A 20560-nucleotide genomic window follows, 5' to 3' on the forward strand; every position below is an offset into this window, starting at 1 on the left:
GCCGTTGTGTGCCCGTTTCCGAGAAGTTTCCAGAATCAGGCTTGTCCAGTGCTGGCTCGGTTAACCTACACTCTGTGCGTGACGGGGGCGTTTGTTGGTTAAGTACGTTAGTACTGCGAAATTCCTGTGCGACCACGTTGAAGATGCCTCCTTCCGAACTCTCTGGTATGTGTGGCCGAAACTCGCTCTTCATCGACCAAGCAGACCTCGAGGCCCGCTTCGATGCCAAGGTCGTCGCGGACGGCGGGTACACACCCCGATACAACATCGCGCCTGACGACGACCTACACATCATCACGAACGAGGCCTCCGACGAGATCGACGCCTACCACTGGGGGTTGATTCCGTTCTGGGCGGACGAGCCCGAGGAGGGCATCATCAACGCTCGCTCCGAGACTGCCGACGAGAAACGCGTCTTCGAGCGGGCATGGGAATCACGTCCCTGCCTCGTCCCCTCGTCAGGGTTCTACGAGTGGAAATCACCGAACGGCGGGTCGAAACAGCCCTACCGGATTTACCGCGAAGACGACCCTGCCTTCGCGATGGCCGGGCTCTGGGACGTCTGGGAGGGCGACGACGAGACGATCTCGTGCGTCACAATTCTGACGACGGAGCCGAACGACTTGATGAACTCCATCCACGGTCGGATGCCGGTCGTCCTCCCGAGGGACGCCGAATCGGACTGGCTCGCCGCGGATCCGGATACCCGCAAGGAACTGTGCCAGCCGTATCCGAATGACGATCTAGACGCCTACGAGATCTCAACGCGGGTCAATAACCCCGGAAACGACGATCCCCAAGTCATTGAGTCGCTGGACCACGAGCAATCGGGCCTCGGCGAGTTCAGTTCCTGATAGCTGATGGCGTAACGGTCACTGCATCGGCGACGCCGCTGCCGAATCGACGAGCGAGTACTCTCGATCCCGACTCGTCCCCTCCGCTTCGAGGAGGTTGTACTGCTCCATTTTCGAGAGGTACGTGCGGATAGTCCGCTTCGTCCGTGGGTCATCGACGTCCTCGGTATAGCGCTCGTGAATCTCGCTCGGCCCGACCGGGCCGTGCTCGCGAACGATGTCGTAGACAACCCGCTGATGGGGGGTGAGTGAATCGAGGCTCTTCTGCTTAATCTGGGCCCGAGCATCCTCGGCGGCGTCCAGAAGAATGTCGTCGGTGATGCGCTCGCGGTTCTCGCGATCTGCTTTGCCGGCGGCCGTTCGGAGGATGCCGATTGCGAGACGGGCGTCGCCGGCGGCTGCGTCGGCGATCCGGTAGAGCTGGTCGTCGGTGATGACGTCCTCGTCGAGCCCCCATTTCGCCCGCGCACTCAGAATGTCGTACAGCTGCTCGTCGTGGTACTTGTCCATCCGAACGTGTTCGCTGGAGCGCAGCCGGCTCACGAGGCGGTCGTCGACGCGACTGAACAGCTCCTCTTCCTTGTTCGCGATGCAGATGATCGCGAACTGTGGGAGGCTGTGGAGATCGTAGATGACGCTGGGATCTTCGAGCTGGTCGACCTCGTCGAGGATGACGACGGTTCGCGGGCCGTCGTGCTGCTGAAGCCGGTCGACGAGTTCGTCGTGCGGTGTCGACTGCCGGTGGATGTCGATGGTCGCGCCGAGATCGTCGAGGATCTGGTAAAGCGTGCGGAACCGTGTGTAGTTGCGCCAGCAGTTGACGTAGATGGCCTCGACGTCGAGGGCCTCTTCACGAAGCCGTTCCGTGACGAATTTCGAGATGCACGTCTTCCCCGTCCCGCTGGGTCCGGTGACGATAGCCGTGTCGGCGGGTTCACCGTTCGTGATGGGCTCGAGGACGCTAGAGAGATGGTTGACCTCGGCGTCGCGATGCTCAACTTCCCGAGGGACGAACCCGGCCCGGAGAACGCGAGCATCGCGGATCATCTGTGGTTGAGGAAATCCTTCTGTGGCAGGATATATAAGCGTATTTGGGTTGTTTCAGGAAAGCATATCCCTACATCTCATCAGTATCGATTTACCTCTCTGCGCAGCTTTTTCTGCTCTAATCCGAACTCAGCTTTCCGGAAGTCCTAGGAAAACGTGGCTTCTGCCACCTATTCAGATTAACCAACAAATGGTCGTATGGCCCACTCTGTTGGTTAACTTTGACACCCTTGACTCACGCTAGTTTCAATAATTTCTGCTTTGGGATGTTTCTATCTGAATAATTTATTAACTATGTCTTGTATGTAGTACGTATGCTCGCAGTTCCCGATTGGCTCAAATGGAACTACAGCCTTGCCCCACGACATGCGATCTTCGTAGTGGGTGTACTATTCGTGACAATCGGATACTGGCGACTTCTCCCAGAGAGAGGATTTGATTCGATCACTACGTCACTGCTCTTGGTCGGTGCGCTTGGAACGCTCGGCGCAGCGATTCGCTGTTCGATGCAGGAACGTATGACGTTATTCGCGTGGAGCGTTCTAACCCTAGTTGCTGCCTTTCTTGGAGGAGTTGAGCTCCTGCTCATCTACGAGAAAACGTCGATGGCGAATATGAGTGCAACACACCTTGAAGCAGCAGTACTGTACACGCTCGCTACTGCAGCCTTCGTCGTTGCTATTGAGCTATTCCTCACCATCGCCGGTGGAATCATTCGACGGGCTCTATCCTCACGTTGGGGTGGGGGCGGATCTGGTTCGACGCCTGAAGAGCGGATCCTGACTGATACCGAACTTGAAGAAGGAGGATATACCGAGAACTCTGATCTCAAACGAATCCTCGGCCAGTTATTGATATAGCATGCGTCGACGGAGCCGATCGAGGAACCCGCAACCAGATAACTGGCGTCTAGTGATTGCTCTTATTGTAGTATTCGTTGTTCTGAGTGGGCTGTCCGCTTATCTCGGAGTAGTCGCATGGTTAGCGAATTTCATTCATGACCTGTTCTTTGGTGCTGCTGTATAGTCAGCCTTGACTCAGGAAACAAAGCTAATTATCAACAAATGGATTGAAGGACGTACCTCAAATCAGCTGCATCAATTTCTGCTGCAACCGTTCGTTTCCCTACGATCTCTACTGCGAGCTCCTCTCACGGGTTTATCGATGAATTTGGGCTTGCTGTTGTAGACTTCTTCGACGACGATTGGGGGAGGAAAGATCTTGAGGACGAGGTCGGGGAGGCCGTCAATTTCGTTTGCTATGCATATGGGAAGCTAGCTGACCAGGAAGACGAGGAACACTCCGCCGATGCTGGATTTCTAAGTCAATTAGAGCAAATCAGCTTATCGAATCTCAAACAGAACCCAGAGGCGTACAACTGGATTCTTGAATATCTCCAAGATATCGTATACTTCGTCAGCGAACTGGATGTTTTCGCCGATTCAGTGGCCGGTAGGCTGGAAAGATTCGCTGAAGACGCCCAGAGCATTACGAAATACATCCCCTTGATCGGGAGCATCAAAGGTGTCCTTGACTCTGGCTGCTCGATTCACAAATCACTCGAGCGTGATGAACAGGTCGCTGAAAGCGCCTACCTGAAATTTTTCAAGTATGTGGCTTTGGCCGTAGTTGAGGTTGTTCTTCTCGTCACCGGCATTGGAGCATCGTATCGGGTAGCATTCGGTGCCACCGGCTGGGTGAATCAACAGCTAATCAATGTCGTTGGACGGTCCATCGGCTGGAGGGCGTGTGCTTGGGTACTGAGTCAGATCCACTGGGGAATCAGAGTTGCCTTTGCTGAAGGGTCCGGTCTGGCCATAGACCGTACCGTTGGGGAGGTCACAACCATAGTCGTCTCTGACGCTCAGACGGTTGAGACGGATTTGGATAAAGAGGAAACACGGCAGTGGGTTCAGAACGATGTGGAGGAGATCGTTGGCTATGTCGCTGATGGAGAGCTCGACTATATGCTCTGGGAGCTTGACCAGTTGCAAGAAGAGACCCTCAGGAAGGCAGAGAGGCGACAGAATCGATTTCTACAATCAGTGAATGACTTTGTCGAGAACCTTCCGTTCTAATATAGAACTCTACTCCAGAGACCGTTTTCAGTTGTGGGTAAATCAGCAAGAAAAGTCCAGTCCTGTTCTTAACCACTATCTCTCATATTTTAAACTCTTTTCTGCTAATTCACTCTGCTGGGACTAAGTCGCGGTGACGGAATGAAATTGGAAGTTCCTCCTCTGTTTCAAGAGATTGGACAGTATACGTATACGCATCTAACGACCGACCAGTTTGAGAATCTAAGTCGTCAATCGCAACTTCCGTGATCTCGCAAATCATCCCATGGTATCGGCTATCTGGATCATCGGGACCAAGATAGATACGCACTACGTCCGACACCGAATACGGCTCAGAAGCAGGTTGGGGAATGTCCTTCAATGGATAAACTCCGTTCTCGTTATTCGGCGGTCGTTTCCTGCGATTCTGCAGACGCACTTTCGAGCACGTCTTCTACGATCTGGCTAACCTCGTTTGGGAAGTACAGTCCTGCCTCGTGGAACTCTTCGCGAGTGTCCACCCGCGACAAGTCTCGAAGGTCGTTCAAATTCGTCTGGGAGATGACGTAGGAATGTAGGGAGACGTGGTCCTTGCCCGTCCGCTCTGCTAGTTCACTCTCGTACGAATCGATTCCGTCATAGAATTTAACGCGGTGGTCTTCCACTGGCTCTCCTTCTCGAACCATACCGTGCGGTTCCAGGAAAACAATGTGCTGAGTGTCTCCGTTCTGAAGCCACATGATGAAATCCGGGAAGAACCGATTCCCATCGCTGAGTAACCCGACGCCTTTCCCCCGTGATTGATTTCTGAGAAGATATACCTCCCATGAATCGAGGATCTTCTGGCCGTTGGGGGATTGGAAATAGCTCTTTAGGTTTGTCACGAACCGCTTCTCGCCTTTGTTCAGCGGTGGTGGCGAATAGTCGACGTCCTCTTCGTCAATACCAGTCTCCTCAGCGATAAGCGGGAGATACAGGTGGCGGTCGAAATGAACTCGATTCGGTTTCCCGTCAGCATTTGTATATAACGAGTCGTCCTCGACTGCTTCTTGCAGTTCACTCAGGAAGTCCTCGGCGCTCGTTTTGACTGAGAGAGTGTACCTATCGAAGAAGTTCCCCTGGTCGCGAGTTAGCTCATCGTCCATCGGGACGTAGGACAGCTGGCTCTGTTCCCAATTGCTCTGTCGTCCAGAATAGAACTCCTTGATGTATTTCCGGAGAATCATCACGGCAATCTGCTGTATCTGCTCAAGGTCGTCGACGTGCTCAACCTCGAGCATTGACTCCGGACAGTACAGCGTATAATACTCGTTGGAGAGGATCTTTTGCAGTATTCTCTTCTCACAGACGAGATTCCGGTATCCCTTCTCTTTGCGGAACTGCCAGACCTTTCGGTAGATCTCGTGCCAGTCCAGTAAGTCGAGATACTCCTCTGGGATTGTCCGAGGCTCTTTCTCGTCAACCTCGTTCGCGGATTCATCACGTGACGACAATACCCCAACTTGGGGCATAATGTCTATCTCGGGAGTGATATCGCCCGTAGCTTCAAGCTCCAGGTTGACCTCGTCGACGTACTCAGAATCAACCTCTGGTCGCACAACTAACAATCCCTGGTTCTGGAAATGGTCCTGGGTTTGAGTTTCGATCTCTACGACTTCACGCGGATCGGTGTCAATCCCTTCATCGGAGAGGTAGTCCCGGAACTGCGCCATGTAATCGGCACGAACGCCGAAGACGTTCAGCGTCTCCAGAAGCGGAAGGTTCGATGGCGGGTCGACTTCAAGTTCTGAAGACCGTTTGAGCGTTCGGTCTTTTCCCAGAAGTCGTACCCCTCTCCCGAAGAGCTGGATGACTTGAGACCCTTCTCCCCGTCCGAAGTTCATTAGGCCCATCGTGGAAACACGCCAGGAGTCCCATCCCTCGATGAACTTTCGCGACCCCATAAGCACGTTAATCGGTGAGTCGCGCTTGTTGATGGAACGGAAGAGCGATTTCTTGAACTGGTCTGATTCAACGGTGATGTGCTCGTACTCACCTTCGACTCGGTCGAGGAACACCCGGTCCCCACCGATATTAATCACACCAAAGTAATCATCTGTTCCGCTCGCCCGAAGACCGATCTCTCCGTCTGCATTCTCGATGTTGACGAGGTCTAGGCCGGACGACGCACGAACGTGGAACATCTCCTCCAGTAGCCGATCGTAGATATCCTCGCCGTCGAGATCGGTGTCGCGGAGCGCTTCAAGCGCGTCACCAAACGGATCGATCTCATCATCGTCGACCAACCCGGCGTCCTTCTGAAGAACGCGGTCGATAGCCTCCGGCACCCAATTGTCCTCGTTTCTGAGAACCTTAGCCATGAAGTTCAACGACTTCTCGACGTCGGTGAGGGTCCGGTCTTCGTTTTTGCTGACCTCGGATTGTGTCGCTGCGTTTACCGTATGGCCAATGAAGACGAGAAGTGGGAATTTGATATTGTACGTGTTCCGGACCGTATCCGGGTCTTGGTTGAACACGTGGATCTGCTCGTAGTAGGTGAGGAGATTCGCGAGGAGATACCGATCACGGAGGTCGGTATCGACCTCACTCTCCAGATTCACAATATGGTAGTCCTTCCCGTATCCGTCATCGTAGAACCGGGGATACGAATAGTCGAAGAGGATCGACTTCCCGTACTCTTCTTCAACGTCAACGGAAGCCTTCGAAAGTGCCTGCCCGAACGTCGCACTGTATTCGAAGGTAAACCCGTCTTCGGCGAGACTCTCGCGAAGCTTCCGCCATGTCTGGCCCTTTCCAGATCCCTTGTGCCCTTCGTCGACGAGGACTAGATTGTTGTGTCCGAATGATTCGACCTCTATGCTGAGGCCCTCGCCTTCCTTCTCTTCGACCAGCTTCTGTATCTCGATGACCTTAACCGGATTTTCTCCGGCGCCTTGCAGTTCGATAGTATCTGCATTGAAGTGGTGACACGGAATGCTACTCTCGCGCAGGTCCTCGATGTGCTGCTCCGAGAGGCCTTCATTCGGTGTCACGAGGAGAATGTTCTCTGGGAGGTCTTCCGAGTCCTCTACGTAGTCGAGGTACTGATAGTAGTTGATGTGCATGAGCAGTGTCTTCCCACTGCCCGTTGCCATCCAGAACGCCAGTTTGTCGAGGTCACTATCGTCGAACTCGGGGAACTTGATCCGTCCTTTTTCCTCGTTCTGCTCGTTGACAAACTCGTTGAGGTTAGCCAGAAACGCTTCTCGATTGTTCACCACTCTATCGAGATACGCCTCAGTCATCAAGCACGCCAGTACTTGGAACGGCTTCAGCGTGATTGGGTCAGATCTCCGTTCGTTGAGTGCTTCAGTGTGTGTTCTGACGTTCTCGTCGTACTGAAGCAGCTGTTCAGGCGTCAGAACCTCACCGTCGAATTTGAACGAGACGAACCGATAGACGTCGCTACGCCCTTCGTCGTCGTACCCCTCTTCCTGGTTGTCCAGTTCCTCGTAGTACTGGCGGACTGAGCTGGGGTCGTTCGGGTCGTCGACGCCGAAGGCGTCACGGAAGTAGGCGGTCAACGCCATTCGCTTCCGTAGCTTCTCAAGCGCACTACGCGACATTGGGGCTCTCCTCCATCTTCTCTCGGAACGTGATTTCGAGCGGTTCTGCCTGTGCGATCTGGCTCTCGCCGTTCACGTAGACGCGATCGTACGATTCGCTGTCGAATTCGTCGTCGAACCAATCTTTCTCTTCTTCGTAGTCAATATCCTCCGTCGGTCGCCACGCTGTGAGGACCTTTTCAATGCCCGACTCAGTATCGACTTCACACTCGGTCACGACGTATTTTCGATCTTGGTGCGTCTCGTGCCAGTATTGTCGGACATCAGCTCCGATGAGGTAGTGGAACGTCTCGACGAGGTCGACGGTCGTAGGCTCTCGGCTTGTTCCGTTCTGTTCGATCTTCAATTCGTGGCTGAACGGCTCCTCGAACGTACCTTCGGGCAGAAGGGAAGCGCTATCTTGTGACTCGAAGTCAAGCATGTATCCTAAGATATAGTCCTCTACTTCCTCGTTCACCAGCTTCTGCTGGGGGGAGCTGGGCTCACTGAGTGAGATATTATTGAGCGCGTCTTCGTAGGATTCAAGACGATGATATTTTACGAGATGTGTCTGGCCGTCCCGATCCTCAGGAACACCCTCATCCCAGTTATCCGAGAAAACACGCTTTTGAATCCGGGGCCTGAGAACAGTATCGAAATATTCCCCCATCTCAACCATGAGATAGTCGCGGTTTCCTTCGTCCTCGCGGTTCAGTTGCAGGATTGCAATTGCTGCTGTCCCTGAGCCCGCAAAGAAATCCAAGAGTGTGTCTTCCTTGGACATCGAGACTTGGCTAACCCGCTGCACAAGCGAGGTCGGCTTTGGATTGGAAAAGGCTCCCTCCAAGCCGAGTGAGGCGAGGTCTCTCTGTGCCTTCTGGTTGTCGCCAGCGAAATCTCTTGACCAGATTGTTTTCGGCACAATACCGCCCATTTCGTCCAAGAATACTTTCTGTCTTGGCTTTGTCTTCTCCTGATTTTCTCCCCACCAAAGCCGATCTTCCTCTACATTCTTCTTATGGGTTTCTTGGTCGAAAGCCCAGACTCGTGTTTTGCTGGGCCAAATTTCCTCCCCTGTCTTCGGATGTTCGATAGGATAGTATAGGTTAGGTCGTTGTTCAGCAGTCTTATTGCAAGTGTATACAACTGACTGCCAAGGCCCTCTGGGATCTCCATCGGGGTTTGTGTATGCTTTGTTTTGATCCTCAGTTCGGGGGAGAGGGTGGATTTCCCATTTTTCCTTGTCCTTCGCCGTAACCAAAAGATGGTCATGCGATGTACTGAACCATGTTGCATCGTTTTGGCGGGCATATTTCTTCTCCCAAATCACATTGGCAACGAAGTTCTCCTTCCCGTATACATTGTCTATAAGTTGACGTAAGTTCCCGTGTTCATTATCATCAACGTTCGCGAAGAGAGCTCCCTCACCAGATAAGATTTGACGACCCATCTGAAGTCTATCCGCCATCATAGACAGCCACGACGAGTGTTGGTAGTTATCTTTGTAGATGAAGTCACGGCCACCAGTGTTGTACGGCGGGTCGATGTATGTGCAGTCGACCTCATTCCGGTACTTTTCTATAAGGAGATTGAGTGCCTGGAAGTTCTCGCTATTGACCAGCACGCCATCCGTAGCCTCTTCGAGATCCTCGAATGCGGACAAGAGTTTCAGCTTGAACCCATCGTCGAATAGCGCAGTGTCGATCATCACGTAGGGGTGATTGTTCAAGAACGTCTGGTCGAACTCACCCTGCCACTTCAAATCCGTATCCCACTGGTTCGTGTTATAGACGTCCTCCCACTGTTCGAGCTGCTCGTCGTTTTCGAGAATCTCGTCGTAGAGGTCGTCGGGGACCTGGTCGAGAGTGACCATGTAGTCTGTCTGCACGACGAATTTCTTCTTCTCGAAGAGCCGCTTTTGGAAGTCCTCAATCTGCGCTAGGAACGAGATGATGCGTTCCGCGATGTCGCGCACTGTCCGAGCACGAAGCACCGGTGGGGACGAACCGTCATCTGCTTTGATCAGTTCGTCGACATCGAGAACTTCGTTCTGGAGGAAGAACTCGAGTTCGCCCTCAAGGAACTCTTGGAGGTTTTTATGGACGAAGTAGTCCATGGAGTTCTCCGAGACGTATCGGGTGAGATGGCTTTTCAGTACCGTCGAGGTAGCATCGTCGTCCTTCTCGGTAGTAAGAATGCGTTCAGCTCCTGCGTTCTCGACATAGTCTAAGATACGTCCTTCGAGAGCGTCACACCGCATTTCGGGCGTCATGTGCGCGAAGGAGCTTCGATCGTCGCCCGTCGCCTCATTGTACGCCTCGAGGTAGTCATCGGCCTCGTCTTCAGTGATCTGTCGGTACTGGAATCGAATCGTTACCGTCTGCTCGTCAGCGTCCGTCGAAACCGGGTTGCCACGACCGAGTACAAAGTATCGGCTGTCTCCCTTGACGTTGTCCTGCGGCACGTCCGCCTCCTCTAAACGGAACTCGACGGTCCACTCGTCGGCATCGAACCGGTAATCGGTGAAGTGCTCGCCCGTTTTGACGTAGTACTGGTCGTTGTTCGCCCAGTGGAAATACGTCTCTTCCCCATTGTACGGGACGTAATACTTCGAGTCCTTCGAGGAGATACGGCGCTTGGTGTGAAAGTCTCCGTCCTCGTAGTACCGAGAGAAGAACCGGTACAGGTCATTGAAGATACGGGCTTCCGTCTCCTCCGCAACGGCGACGTCTTCCCGCGTCTCCCAGAGGTCCTGGTACTCTTCGAGGTCCTTCTGTCCGAGGTTTGTGTACTGGTCCTTCAGCGATCCATCGGGGTTGAAGATATCATTGTCCCAGTCCTGACGCAGTTCTGCGGCTTTCTCCTCCAGCTCCTCTTCAATCTCCGCGCGCTTCGCATCAGCCAGAGATTCCAGACTTTCGTCAACAGCGTCGAGGAGATCTTCTTCGATGAACTGCTCAATTCGGTCTCGGCGCTGGTTCAGTATGCGGTAGACACCAAAGTTGAGATCGGCGGCGTCGAACTGGAAGAGATCTCGTAGCAGTTCCTGAAGCTGTTCTCGATTTCCGTCTCGTGTAACTTGCTTAGACATGGTTAGGTTCGTGACTGGAGGGATCGATCAGACTGCCATGCACCGAGGACCGCAATCCCAATGCTCCTGTTGGATGGCCGTGCGTCAAATCCATCTTTCGTATCGCATTTGGCCATCCGCATGAGGCTATGTCGCGGTCTTTCTGGCCAGCCGTTGTAAAAATTCCCGTTCGGTTCTGAGGTGGCGTCTCTCATAATTAGCAGATGAGGAGGAACAACCAGTAGGGAATGTAACAGAGGTTGACGCCATCCCGCTCTATAATGAGTGAGCCCGACCGAGTCACTTCCTTTGGCAGGCTATCAGCAATGATGAACCGGTAGGGAGCTTCGTAATCGAGATCGAGAAGCTCCTCTTCGCCAGGTTTCGGGTGCTTCCCGACAGTGGGATCGAATTCTACTGCGATTTCATCAGCATTCCCCGCGTGTGGATGATAAGAGAGAACAAACGGGACAACTACCCCATCCTCATTGTGGAGGATGTAGTCGACTGTCCCCGACTCAGTTTCGTAGTATTCGACCTGAGGGTCCTCGTCACCTGAGCCGCCAACCCTCCACGCCAGCCGCTTAGCATGGTCGAACGCGACGGTTCGAGCTAGCTTGTACTCGAACTCGTGATTGAGCGATCGCGTCTTCTCATATGTCTCGAATCCGTGGTGTTCCTGACGTTGAGACAGAAGGACAACGTGGCGCGGATTCCGGAGATAGAGCCGAGTTCGACGGTGACGTTGAAGAGAGAAGTCATGGGATTCCGAAACTGAGAGCCCGTCATCCAGCACGGACAGGTATGAATCAACAGTCCGACGATCGACCTCTAATTGTTCACTGATGTCCGTATATCTGAGCTCATTCCCAGCCTGGCTCGCAGCCAATGAGGCAATCCGATGGAGGTTCTCAGGTCGTTGAATCGACTCATACTCCGCAAGTTCCTTGTAGAGATATAAGAGGAGATGAGAACGGATAAGCTCATTTTTGACCGAGGTTTCCGTAGCGCGTAGGAAGATTCCCCCTTTCTGCAAGTACTCATGAGCGGCCTCATACAGTCCATCTCGCTCAACATCCGAGAAAGTCTCAAAGTAAAGCTGATTCAACGACGCGACCGCGTCATCTAGGTTTTCCGATTCAGATAAATTGCTCCGAACATCCTTTATCAGCGACTCACCATCCATACTCCTCGTTTGATGTGACTCCACACGAAGAGCAAATTCAGAGTCTGTCTCGAGTAACGCAGAGTCATCATATGCTCCCTGCTTGATGGTGTCTACAAACTTCATCGGCAACATCGCACGAGGATAATTGATCTTGGGCTCGCTCGAAGCCGAGATACCACTCAGGTCGACCTGCGATTCTACAATACCAGTCAGCAGTAGATAGGTATCATCATCTACAAGGTCGAGAAGGGCACTCTGTTCATCTTCATCGAGTCGTAGAGCCCCAATATCGTCGAGGACGATGTACTTACGGCCTCGGCGGGGAGCGACGTGAGAACGGAAGTAGTCGATAACGTTTTCTAGTTTTTCCACAGCACTGCTCGAAGGTTCGAGATGGTAGAGGGAATCCTCGAGAGGAACATAGAGGATCCGACGTGGATCAACGGTCCCAACAATATCTAAATCACGGTGTCCTGGAGAGAAGTCCACGATGTCTGAATCAAGAATTGCAGCGATGAATTGTTGAATAAGCGTCGTTTTCCCGATGCCGGTCGGTCCGTAGATAGGATAGACGAGACTCTCCGTTTCGTCTTCTCGTTCTTTATCAATTGACTGCAGTACCTTGAGTAAGTCCGATCGGGGGGTTAGAGAAGCCGTTTCCTCTAACTCAGATAGTGAACCACCGTCCGTATCCCACCACTCGTTGTGCCATTCAGCGTCTGCGATGAAATCAGAACCGTCAGATGGATCTGTCATACAGGAACTTGACCCCGGGATAGTATAAATATGTAGCATCCTGATGAGGCAAATTTCAGTTTTAGCGTAGCACCAACGTTCTTGTAGGTGGGCTGTGAGGGGCCTCAATATGATATGTCCCCGTTTGACTAGATTCGTTTTCGGCTTACCTTGCAAATCACCATCAGGCGCTCAGCCAAGGGGAATCTGGGCCGGCCACCGATTCATCGAGGAACAACAGGTGAACGCGTGGGGCGGTAACTGTGTCTGAGGTCCAGCACTTCGATGGGACACTCCTTACTGTTCCATTTGGCACCGGAGAGCTCAGGTCAACAGTAATTCAGCAATATCAGGTGTTGCTCAAGTCATATAATCCAGAAGATATCCTTGTCATCACTGGCTCTCCGACGAGCATGAAGACGTTTCGGGAGGAACTCAAAGACACAGTACCTGGATCAGCTGTCCCACGAGTAACGTCCTTGGTCGTGCAAGCGACCGATATTGTGAACCAGACCGATGACCGGGCGATTCTCTCAGACGCAATGCGTCGCGAGCTCGTCCATCGGTTCCTCGAAGATCAAGAGTGGGACAGCGAGCATTTCCAGCGTGCAGCCAAGCAACCCTCCTTTCTGAGCGATATTGCCCAGCTCATGGAAACTGCCACATGGCAGGATATCTCCTTCGAGAAGACGTCCGAGCTAATCGAAGTCGCAGAGCTCGTTGAGGAATTCCACGACTGGCTCGACGAACACGACCACCTCGAACGCGGCCAACTAATCACTGAGGCGAATGCTGCGCTGTCGGAGACCGAGAAACGAGATGACGTAGTCGATGTGGAGGCGATCCTCGCCGTCGAGTTCGAGGAGTTCCTACCGCTCGACCGTCGTTATCTCGCTACCGTAGCGGATGGGCTGGAACTGGTATGTGTAGCAGAAGAGAACGCAAGTGTTCGGCGTACATGGATCGAGCCGGGACCAATTACTGACTACGTCTCATTTTCGAGGACAGAGTCTACCGCTAGGACAGCGCCCCCATCTCGACCGGCGGCGACAGGCGCATATCTAGCGAATGAAATCGTTCACGAAGATCCTGAGGCGGGAGAGGTGAACGTCATCCCGACAGAAACCGCCGACGAACAGATTAGGAAAGTCGCCGATGAAATCGAGCGGCTTCGAGATCGAGAGAACTGGGATTACGAGGATTTCGCCGTCGCACTGAAGCAGAGCGGTTCTGCAGTAATCGAGACGCTTCGTGCCTTCCAGCAGACAGGGATTCCGACAGAGTCCTCGACTGTCACGGGGTTCGGCGATGACCCCGCTATTCGAGAGCTACTGCAAGTCGTTCGTTATCTGGCGGCCGATGATGACGGTGCTCGAACAGAGCTGCTGGAAGCCTCGGTCTTAGACGAATCGATTCTGGCCTCTATCGAGCAGATGGAGGGCCTCTCGAGTCCGCTCCGACGGTGGGCGACCGAGTCAAATATGAAGGTTCGAATTGCTGAGGAGACGTCTCCACTGAACGTTCGTGCTCAATTTGGGAACGTTCAGCGGGCGTTCGCGATGGCAGAGTTCGTAGAAGACACGTCGTTCATTGAAACGACCTGGAAGTCATTCGCGACGATGCTTGAACGGGCCCACGAGTATGCCCCTCAACAGAACCAAACAAGTTCGACCGAACTTGACGGAGGTGTCCGAGTCGATCACTTACAGGCGATTAAAAACGGGTCCTTCCGAGTAGTCTTCTTGCTGGACATCGTCGACGAAGAGTATCCTGGATTTCCTTCCCTGACTCGGTTGTTTCCCCAGGAACGCCTCTCTGAGATGCCGGACTATCCGGGCGTAACACAGGTCGGGGCAGAAGATGTCACTGACACCTTCCCAACCTCCTCGACTGCGTCAAGCCGCTCGTTCCGACGATACCATGCAGAGCATGCACGGCGGCGGCTCGCCATCGGAGCAACTGCTGCTGGCGACCGGCTGTACTTCTGTCTGTACAATCACAAAGACACCGCACTGGAAGAGCGTGCTCAGCCGTCGCGGTTTCTCACGGACGCGTACCGGCAGTTGCCGTGGGTGAAAGAAGCGACAGAATCAGAAATCAGGAGCGAGCGAAGAGCGGAAGAATATCTGCTCTCTCGGGTCGACAACGCCCTTGCAGACGTCCGTCGCTCTCACAGCCAGGATGTGACGGTCTCTCTCGACGAGGTCGAAGCTGAGCTTTCGGAGATTCAGCACCTCCTCAGTGAAAGCGGGAGCCGTGGCGAGCAGCTTCGGGATGCGCTGCAAGCACGTATCGAGTTCGCCGCTGGAGGGGTTCGACGTGACTGACGTTACCTTCCTCTCACCGTCGCGCCTCGCGACCTACGCGGACTGCCAGCGGAAGTTCGATTATGAGTACGTACAGAAGGTCAACGCCCCAGAGAAGACACGGTTGTACCTGAACCAGGGGCGGGCCTATCACGGAACGATCGAGGTAGTCTGCGAAGCAACTAGCCCAGAAGATGACGCCCAGATCATCTACGATCGGGCAGTAGAGGCATTCCCTGAGCAATGGAGAGAACATATCTCTCCGGACGAGTACGCATCAAACGCTCACCAGGAATACCAGCGCCTCGAAAATCTAGAGGCAATCAAGACCTTCTTTGACCCTGATGGTGGCCACGGCATCGATCACGCTCGTCAATCCGTTGCGACGGAGAAGTGGCTCGATTGCGTCGAGAACGGCCTCGGATTGCGCGGGAGAGCCGATAATATTCTTCGGACGGACGAAGGGATCCACGTCATCGATTACAAGCGGAAGCTCAGGGACGTAATTACGTCCAATACTGCTAGCGTCCTTGAGGACCACCTAGACGGAACGGATCACGACCCGAAGAGAGTCAAGAACGTATTCCAGGCGGCCACATACATCGAGGGCGTCAAACAATCTGATCTCTACGAGGACGGGATGAAGATTCGATTCAGTTTCTACGGTCTCCTGAATCACACGTCGTTCGAAAGTACACCAGACGGATATGAAATCTCTGTACGAGGCTATCCACGCGATACCACGGACATCTACGAAGAGTATCATGACACGATATGGAATCTCCTACAACGTGCACACGAAGGGATCACGAGCGGCTCTCACAACCCAGATCCGTTCCCACTCATTCACGATGAGGCCTGTCCCGACTGCAAGTACCGAGAGATGTGCACAGAATCTCTCGCAGAGGGGGTGAAGCGATGAGCGACGACATGCCTGATTGGCTCCCAACCATCGAAGACGATAAGGATCCGAAGCCACAGCAGCGGACGATCATCGAGTCGGAGCGGTATCCCATGCGGGTCCTCGCAGGTGCGGGGACCGGAAAGACGTTCACGATGGTCCGGAAAATCGAGAACCTCATTGACGAACACGGAGTTTCTCCGGATCGGATTCTCGCGTTGACCTTCACCAACAACGCCGCTGATTCGATGCGTGAGAAACTCAACGCAAAACTCGGACCCGCAGGGTATGACGTCGACGCGTATACGTACCACTCTATCTGCAACGAGATACTGACGGACTATGCCTATGATGCGGGATTAGATCCAGACTTCGAGATCGCAACGGATGCTGAAAAGTACGTCATCGTGCTCGATGTCCTCGACGAAATCGACTACCGTGCCGTCAAACCCAACGTCTACGGCCCAGATTCATACGTGAGCGGCGTCGCATCGAAACTCCTCTCCTTTATCGGGTCGATGAAGCGAAGTGGGATTTCGCCCGCAGAGATCGAGGAGTATCTCGGGTCACCGGAACAAGTCTATGAGCTCGATGCTGTGCCAGACCGTGTTGAGGAGATTGCAAGTGACCATCTTGGAGGTCGTTCAGTTTCGACCGTTCTCGACGGCATCCCGGATACACGAGCCGACCTCGTCGCAGAACGGGATACCCTCCGCGATGAAGGATTAGAGGCAAGCATCAAAGACTTTCTCGACCGACTCGTTGACCTCTGTGACGCACTCGAAATAGCGTTTGAGGAGCATGAGGCTGGTGAGCGGTCGCTTCCCGAGGATGCACACAAGCTGCCGAAATATCTCCTTGGAGGGTACAGTAGTGCTCCGAGCGGGATACCAAACGACCTGAAGCTCGAACTGACAGACTACCTCCGAAACGCTCTCGACGAGTGCAAAACTGCCCTGGATTTGAACACAGGGTATGAGGCATACGAGCGAGAGCTCGACCGTCGAAATCTGCTCGACTTCGATGGTCTCGTGGTCAAGACAGTAGAGCTGCTCGAGACTGACGTCGGAGAGGGTCTGGGCGACCGATGGGACTACGTTTTCTGTGACGAGTTCCAGGACACTGATCGTCTCCAGTTCGACCTCATTACGTCCCTTGTCTCAGAGGATCGCCTATTTGTCGTGGGCGATGACGACCAAGCAATCTACGAATGGCGCGGCGCGAACGTCGCGAACATCACTGACGAACTCGACGACGTCTTCGGGCCCGATCTGGAAGACGAACCGCTAGAACAGAACTTCCGGTCACGTCAGCCTATTCTCGACCTCGCGAATGAAGCACTAGAGCGGTTAGCGGATCGGCGGAGTACCAAAACGCTCACGCGTGTCGACGAACCCGATTTCGACGGAGACACGGTCGCGGTCGTTGAGGAAGCCGACGACGAAGACGACCGAGCTGAACAGTTGGTGACTGTCACCCGAAATCTTCTGAGTGGCGATGCAGAAGCACTAGGCCGGGCATACGATCCAGGGGAGATAGCACTCCTCGTTCGGAATAATGACCACGCAACCCCAATTCTCGAAGGGTTCGACGAGGCAGGAATACCCTATCAGGTTGCGGGAGACCTCTCCACGGAATCAATCGGGGTCGGCACCGTCGTTGCTTATCTAAAGGCGCTGGCTCGTCCCGAAGAAGACGACGTAAGCTGGAACCGGATACTGACGATGCGTTACCGTCTCACCGATGCTGATCTGCGTCGTGTCAATAGCCACGATGACGGTACATATGCTGGGATATGCAACCAACCCCTCGAAGTATTCGATGAGCCCGACCGTATTCAGGAAGTACGAGAACACATTTCTCGCCTTCTCAAACTACGTGAAACAGCCTCCCTCAGCCACCTTTACCGGGAACTCAAACGCCTAACCAACATCGACTGGTACCTCAGTGAGCAAGAGCGTCGTGACCTGGCGCAGCTGGACGAGATTATCGACCAGTATGGAAACGACGCTGTACAGCCCCCACTCACGCCGCAATTCATCGATTCGCTGCAGCATTATGACTCGCTCCTCGAGGAGAGCGGGTCGGCACCGACAAGTCAGCCAGAACTGGCCGACGACGCGGTCAACGTCATGACCATTCACAAGAGTAAGGGACTCGACTTTCCCGTGGTTCTGATGCCCCGGTTGACCGCTGACGAGTGGGAACCAGGGTCACGAACCTACGATACATTCGAGTCAGCACTGTCTGAAGGTCCAGAATCAGTGTTCGACAAAGATCTCGTCGCTCAAGATGCCAACGAGGCCCGCAGAATACTTCACGTGGGGATCACTCGTGCCGAAGAGATACTCGTACTCCACGGAAGCAGAGAGGAAAACGACACAGACGACGAAAGGCCCGTACACGATGCTGTCGAGAGCATCCTTCCAGAATCCGTTCCCTGGCGGCCAAGTAACGGTCACCTCCCGATCTGGCGCGATTTACAGGAGTGTCTTCCATCGAACCATGCTGATTGGACAGCCTCTCTCGCGAGCACAGTAGTTGGGGACGTCTCTGGACAAGTGACGTACGGCTCTGAGAACCTCTCAGCATCAGACGGACGAGACCGCGTGATCACATTCGGAAACAAGCTCATAGAAGGCTCAATAGAGAGAGAACCTGAGAACCGACGATTTTCAATTGATGCCCTGACTGGGCCAATGACCCCAAACCCGGCACTCCAGCACAGTTATACCTCACTTGAGGCCTACGAGGAGTGCCCCCGACAGCACTTCCTGGACTACGTCGTCAACGGGTTCTCCGACTACCGTGAGAACGGCTATGGCGGAGACGGTATCTCACAGCGGATAGTCGGGCTTCTGTTTCACGATACCGCAGAAATCGCTGCGAAGGAACAGGCAGCAGAGCGAGCAGAATGGTACGCTATTTGTGAGCGGCTGGCCGGACAACGGCGTGCCACGGATGAATTACCGGTCGCGAAGGAATGCATCGACCGGTATTTCGACCTCGATCTAAGCGGCTGGGAAATCGTCGATGCTGAACGAGAGTTCCAGCTAGAAGTGGATGGCCACGAACTCGTCGGGTTTATCGACGCCGTCTATCGGACCCCGGACGGTGAGTTGGTCGTCATCGACTACAAAGCCACCGAGCGTCACCGAAACATTGACGAGAACAAGCAGCTGCCACTGTACCTGCTCGCCTGTCGTGACCTCTACGAGGAACCGATTACCCGCGCGGGATACGCCTATGTCGGCGATATCGGTCCAAAAGTCGAGGCCCGTTCGTTCGATGAGGGTGAACTAGATTCAGTACGAGCAGCGGTGTCGACGACGATGGATCGAATCACAGAGACATCGTTCAGCGGGTACGAGACTGGGGAGCACTGTCGGTGGTGCCAGCACAGTTCCCTTCCCTGCGGGGACGAGTGGCGTCAAGAAGACGGAGGCCGCTAGTAGGTCATCGGGAATGACGGTTGACCGGTCGACCGCTCATCGTCAGCTATCGCGAACAAGGGATGGATGTCTGCGAGCGTATAGGTTTCGAGACACGCATACAGGTTCGAGGCTCGATTGACCTCTCCTGCTGCGCTAGCCGTTAGCCACGCCTCGCCGAAGTACGGAACGTCGCTGTTGAATACGGTGGGATCCGCAAGATCGTCGGATGGTGGGTCGCGGTCTTCCTCTCGCATGATCTCCCACTGGCTCTCGCGCCACGTCTGCGGTTCAAGTCCAGTTTCGTAATCCGTCCAGAACGTCTTCGGTGCGGGTGATCCAACATGTTCAGCCATATCCTCGAGTGAACCTTCCCCTAGCACCCGATTCTTTGCCGACGAGAGGTCGGCATGGTAGTATGACTCGAGTGCTGTACGTACATTCTCTGCTCGTCCAGGCTCACCGATTTCCGCAGCGGCCCGTTCCGCACGACCCACCAAGACTGGGAGGTCGAACCACGCGCCCCCGAAGGTGATGAGAACATCGACATCCCTCGCATCGAGCCAGTTCACAACCGCCTCAATAGCGTCGAGTTCCGCAGAAGCCGTCTCGTCTTCACGGAAGAGGACCTCAGCCTCAATCTCCTCGCTCGGACTACCTCGGTATCCAACGCCGGTACAGAGTAGTTCCTGATGGTCTGGGTTCGGTGGTTCGAGTTCTCGCTCGGAAACAGTCGTAATCGTCTCGATGTCGAGTGCTGCAATGGCATCGGATGCACCGAGTCGACGAACGATATCCGTCGTCTCTGAGGACGGCATCTCTGGGCGGCCAGAGAGCTGGCGGACCTGCCGATCCCACTTTGCTTTGATACCGATGGTTCCCTGGTACACGTCAGGGTTGACGTCGTCGAATTCATACCAGGTGCCTTCTTCAAAGGAGTAGTCGACGAGATCGCAGTCGTTATCGTCGAAAACTGTGAGCTTCACGTGCGTCCCCAGCACATCTGAACAGTGTACAAGCTGCGCCCACCAGTCGTGGTCTGAGGTTCGTTCGACCTTGTCGATCCGCAACGGGACTGTAAGACCATACTCGCCATCTCGTTCCGCCGCGACGAGATCACTCGCGGTCAAGGTGTCTGCTGCCATAATAGTCCCACCAGACTAGAGATATAACTACTTTTTGATGACGATATTCTCATAATACTGTGTTTGAGATGGTTCTAGTCGGAAGACTTATTTCCTGACAGAGTATTGGTGGCCTCAAAGAGGATGGCATATGAACACACGAGTCGGCATCCATTCGACAAACGAGCCAAGATTACAGCTGGATGGATCGAACCTACAGATTGTCGTACGGAAAGTGGCCCTAACGAACCTCGGCCGGATTATATCTAAATGATGAAGGTCC

The 20560-nt window shown here is 54.0% G+C and carries 12 protein-coding genes; 6 read left to right on the plus strand and 6 right to left on the minus strand.

Translation table 11 applies throughout. From position 1 onward, the window contains the following. Positions 1-167: 167 nt before the first annotated feature. A complete protein-coding gene (locus LAQ74_RS19985; protein ID WP_224338333.1) occupies positions 168-854 on the plus strand; it encodes an SOS response-associated peptidase in 687 nt (228 codons plus the stop codon). A gap of 18 nt (positions 855-872) precedes the next feature. Here the strand turns inward: LAQ74_RS19985 and LAQ74_RS19990 are convergent, their stop codons facing one another. After that, entirely contained in the window at positions 873-1901 is a 1029-nt protein-coding gene (locus LAQ74_RS19990; protein ID WP_224338335.1) for a Cdc6/Cdc18 family protein, read from the minus strand. 314 nt (positions 1902-2215) lie between these two features. Here LAQ74_RS19990 and LAQ74_RS19995 point away from each other — a divergent pair, with 314 nt between their 5' ends. Further along, the gene (locus tag LAQ74_RS19995; RefSeq protein ID WP_224338337.1) at positions 2216-2761 is read left to right on the plus strand and encodes a hypothetical protein; all 546 of its coding nucleotides are present in this window, start codon (positions 2216-2218) and stop codon (positions 2759-2761) included. A 585-nt stretch (positions 2762-3346) separates the two neighbouring features. Beyond that, on the plus strand, positions 3347-3979 hold the full coding sequence (locus tag LAQ74_RS20000) for a hypothetical protein (RefSeq protein ID WP_224338339.1): 633 nt from the start codon (positions 3347-3349) through the stop codon (positions 3977-3979). Positions 3980-4088: 109 nt separating this feature from the next. Here the strand turns inward: LAQ74_RS20000 and LAQ74_RS20800 are convergent, their stop codons facing one another. The 4 genes from LAQ74_RS20800 to LAQ74_RS20015 all read right to left on the minus strand — a co-directional run bounded on the left by LAQ74_RS20800 (position 4089) and on the right by LAQ74_RS20015 (position 12536). Continuing rightward, positions 4089-4397 carry a DUF8139 family protein gene (locus tag LAQ74_RS20800; RefSeq protein ID WP_473092248.1) on the minus strand — a complete coding sequence of 103 codons (309 nt, stop codon included), beginning with the start codon at positions 4395-4397 and terminating at the stop codon, positions 4089-4091. Next, positions 4360-7563 carry a DEAD/DEAH box helicase family protein gene (locus LAQ74_RS20005; protein WP_224338341.1) on the minus strand — a complete coding sequence of 1068 codons (3204 nt, stop codon included), beginning with the start codon at positions 7561-7563 and terminating at the stop codon, positions 4360-4362. The genes LAQ74_RS20800 and LAQ74_RS20005 overlap by 38 nt, the downstream gene beginning before the upstream one ends. Next, positions 7553-10633 carry a site-specific DNA-methyltransferase gene (locus tag LAQ74_RS20010; protein ID WP_224338343.1) on the minus strand — a complete coding sequence of 1027 codons (3081 nt, stop codon included), beginning with the start codon at positions 10631-10633 and terminating at the stop codon, positions 7553-7555. The genes LAQ74_RS20005 and LAQ74_RS20010 overlap by 11 nt, the downstream gene beginning before the upstream one ends. Positions 10634-10829: 196 nt before the next feature. Further along, positions 10830-12536 carry a DUF4143 domain-containing protein gene (locus tag LAQ74_RS20015; RefSeq protein ID WP_224338345.1) on the minus strand — a complete coding sequence of 569 codons (1707 nt, stop codon included), beginning with the start codon at positions 12534-12536 and terminating at the stop codon, positions 10830-10832. Between the two features lie 242 nt (positions 12537-12778). Here LAQ74_RS20015 and LAQ74_RS20020 point away from each other — a divergent pair, with 242 nt between their 5' ends. From LAQ74_RS20020 to LAQ74_RS20030, 3 genes are read left to right on the plus strand one after another with little or no spacing between them, the layout of a single operon-like run. Then, on the plus strand, positions 12779-14842 hold the full coding sequence (locus tag LAQ74_RS20020) for a PD-(D/E)XK nuclease family protein (protein ID WP_224338347.1): 2064 nt from the start codon (positions 12779-12781) through the stop codon (positions 14840-14842). After that, positions 14790-15743, plus strand: a complete 954-nt coding sequence (locus LAQ74_RS20025; RefSeq protein WP_224338461.1) for a PD-(D/E)XK nuclease family protein — start codon at positions 14790-14792, stop codon at positions 15741-15743. Before LAQ74_RS20020 ends, LAQ74_RS20025 begins: the two co-directional genes overlap by 53 nt. Then, positions 15740-19174 (plus strand): ATP-dependent helicase, encoded by a 3435-nt coding sequence (locus tag LAQ74_RS20030; RefSeq protein WP_224338349.1) that lies wholly within the window; start codon positions 15740-15742, stop codon positions 19172-19174. Before LAQ74_RS20025 ends, LAQ74_RS20030 begins: the two co-directional genes overlap by 4 nt. On the opposite strand, the gene LAQ74_RS20035 is transcribed toward LAQ74_RS20030, so the two are convergent. Continuing rightward, on the minus strand, positions 19171-20298 hold the full coding sequence (locus tag LAQ74_RS20035) for a hypothetical protein (protein WP_224338351.1): 1128 nt from the start codon (positions 20296-20298) through the stop codon (positions 19171-19173). The two genes, LAQ74_RS20030 and LAQ74_RS20035, sit on opposite strands and share 4 nt — an antisense overlap. Between the last annotated feature and the right edge of the window lie 262 nt (positions 20299-20560).

Source organism: Haloprofundus halobius (genome assembly GCF_020097835.1).
GTDB classification, from domain to species: Archaea; Halobacteriota; Halobacteria; order Halobacteriales; family Haloferacaceae; genus Haloprofundus; species Haloprofundus halobius.

What these genes read in the sequence shown, in the direction of transcription:
- LAQ74_RS19985 (WP_224338333.1), top strand. Translation starts at nt 168, where the DNA reads ATGTGTGGCCGAAACTCGCTCTTCATCGACCAAGCAGACCTCGAGGCC.
- LAQ74_RS19990 (WP_224338335.1), bottom strand. Translation starts at nt 1,901, where the DNA reads ATGATCCGCGATGCTCGCGTTCTCCGGGCCGGGTTCGTCCCTCGGGAA.
- LAQ74_RS19995 (WP_224338337.1), top strand. Translation starts at nt 2,216, where the DNA reads ATGCTCGCAGTTCCCGATTGGCTCAAATGGAACTACAGCCTTGCCCCA.
- LAQ74_RS20005 (WP_224338341.1), bottom strand. Translation starts at nt 7,563, where the DNA reads ATGTCGCGTAGTGCGCTTGAGAAGCTACGGAAGCGAATGGCGTTGACC.
- LAQ74_RS20010 (WP_224338343.1), bottom strand. Translation starts at nt 10,633, where the DNA reads ATGTCTAAGCAAGTTACACGAGACGGAAATCGAGAACAGCTTCAGGAA.
- LAQ74_RS20015 (WP_224338345.1), bottom strand. Translation starts at nt 12,536, where the DNA reads ATGACAGATCCATCTGACGGTTCTGATTTCATCGCAGACGCTGAATGG.
- LAQ74_RS20025 (WP_224338461.1), top strand. Translation starts at nt 14,790, where the DNA reads ATGCGCTGCAAGCACGTATCGAGTTCGCCGCTGGAGGGGTTCGACGTG.
- LAQ74_RS20030 (WP_224338349.1), top strand. Translation starts at nt 15,740, where the DNA reads ATGAGCGACGACATGCCTGATTGGCTCCCAACCATCGAAGACGATAAG.
- LAQ74_RS20035 (WP_224338351.1), bottom strand. Translation starts at nt 20,298, where the DNA reads ATGGCAGCAGACACCTTGACCGCGAGTGATCTCGTCGCGGCGGAACGA.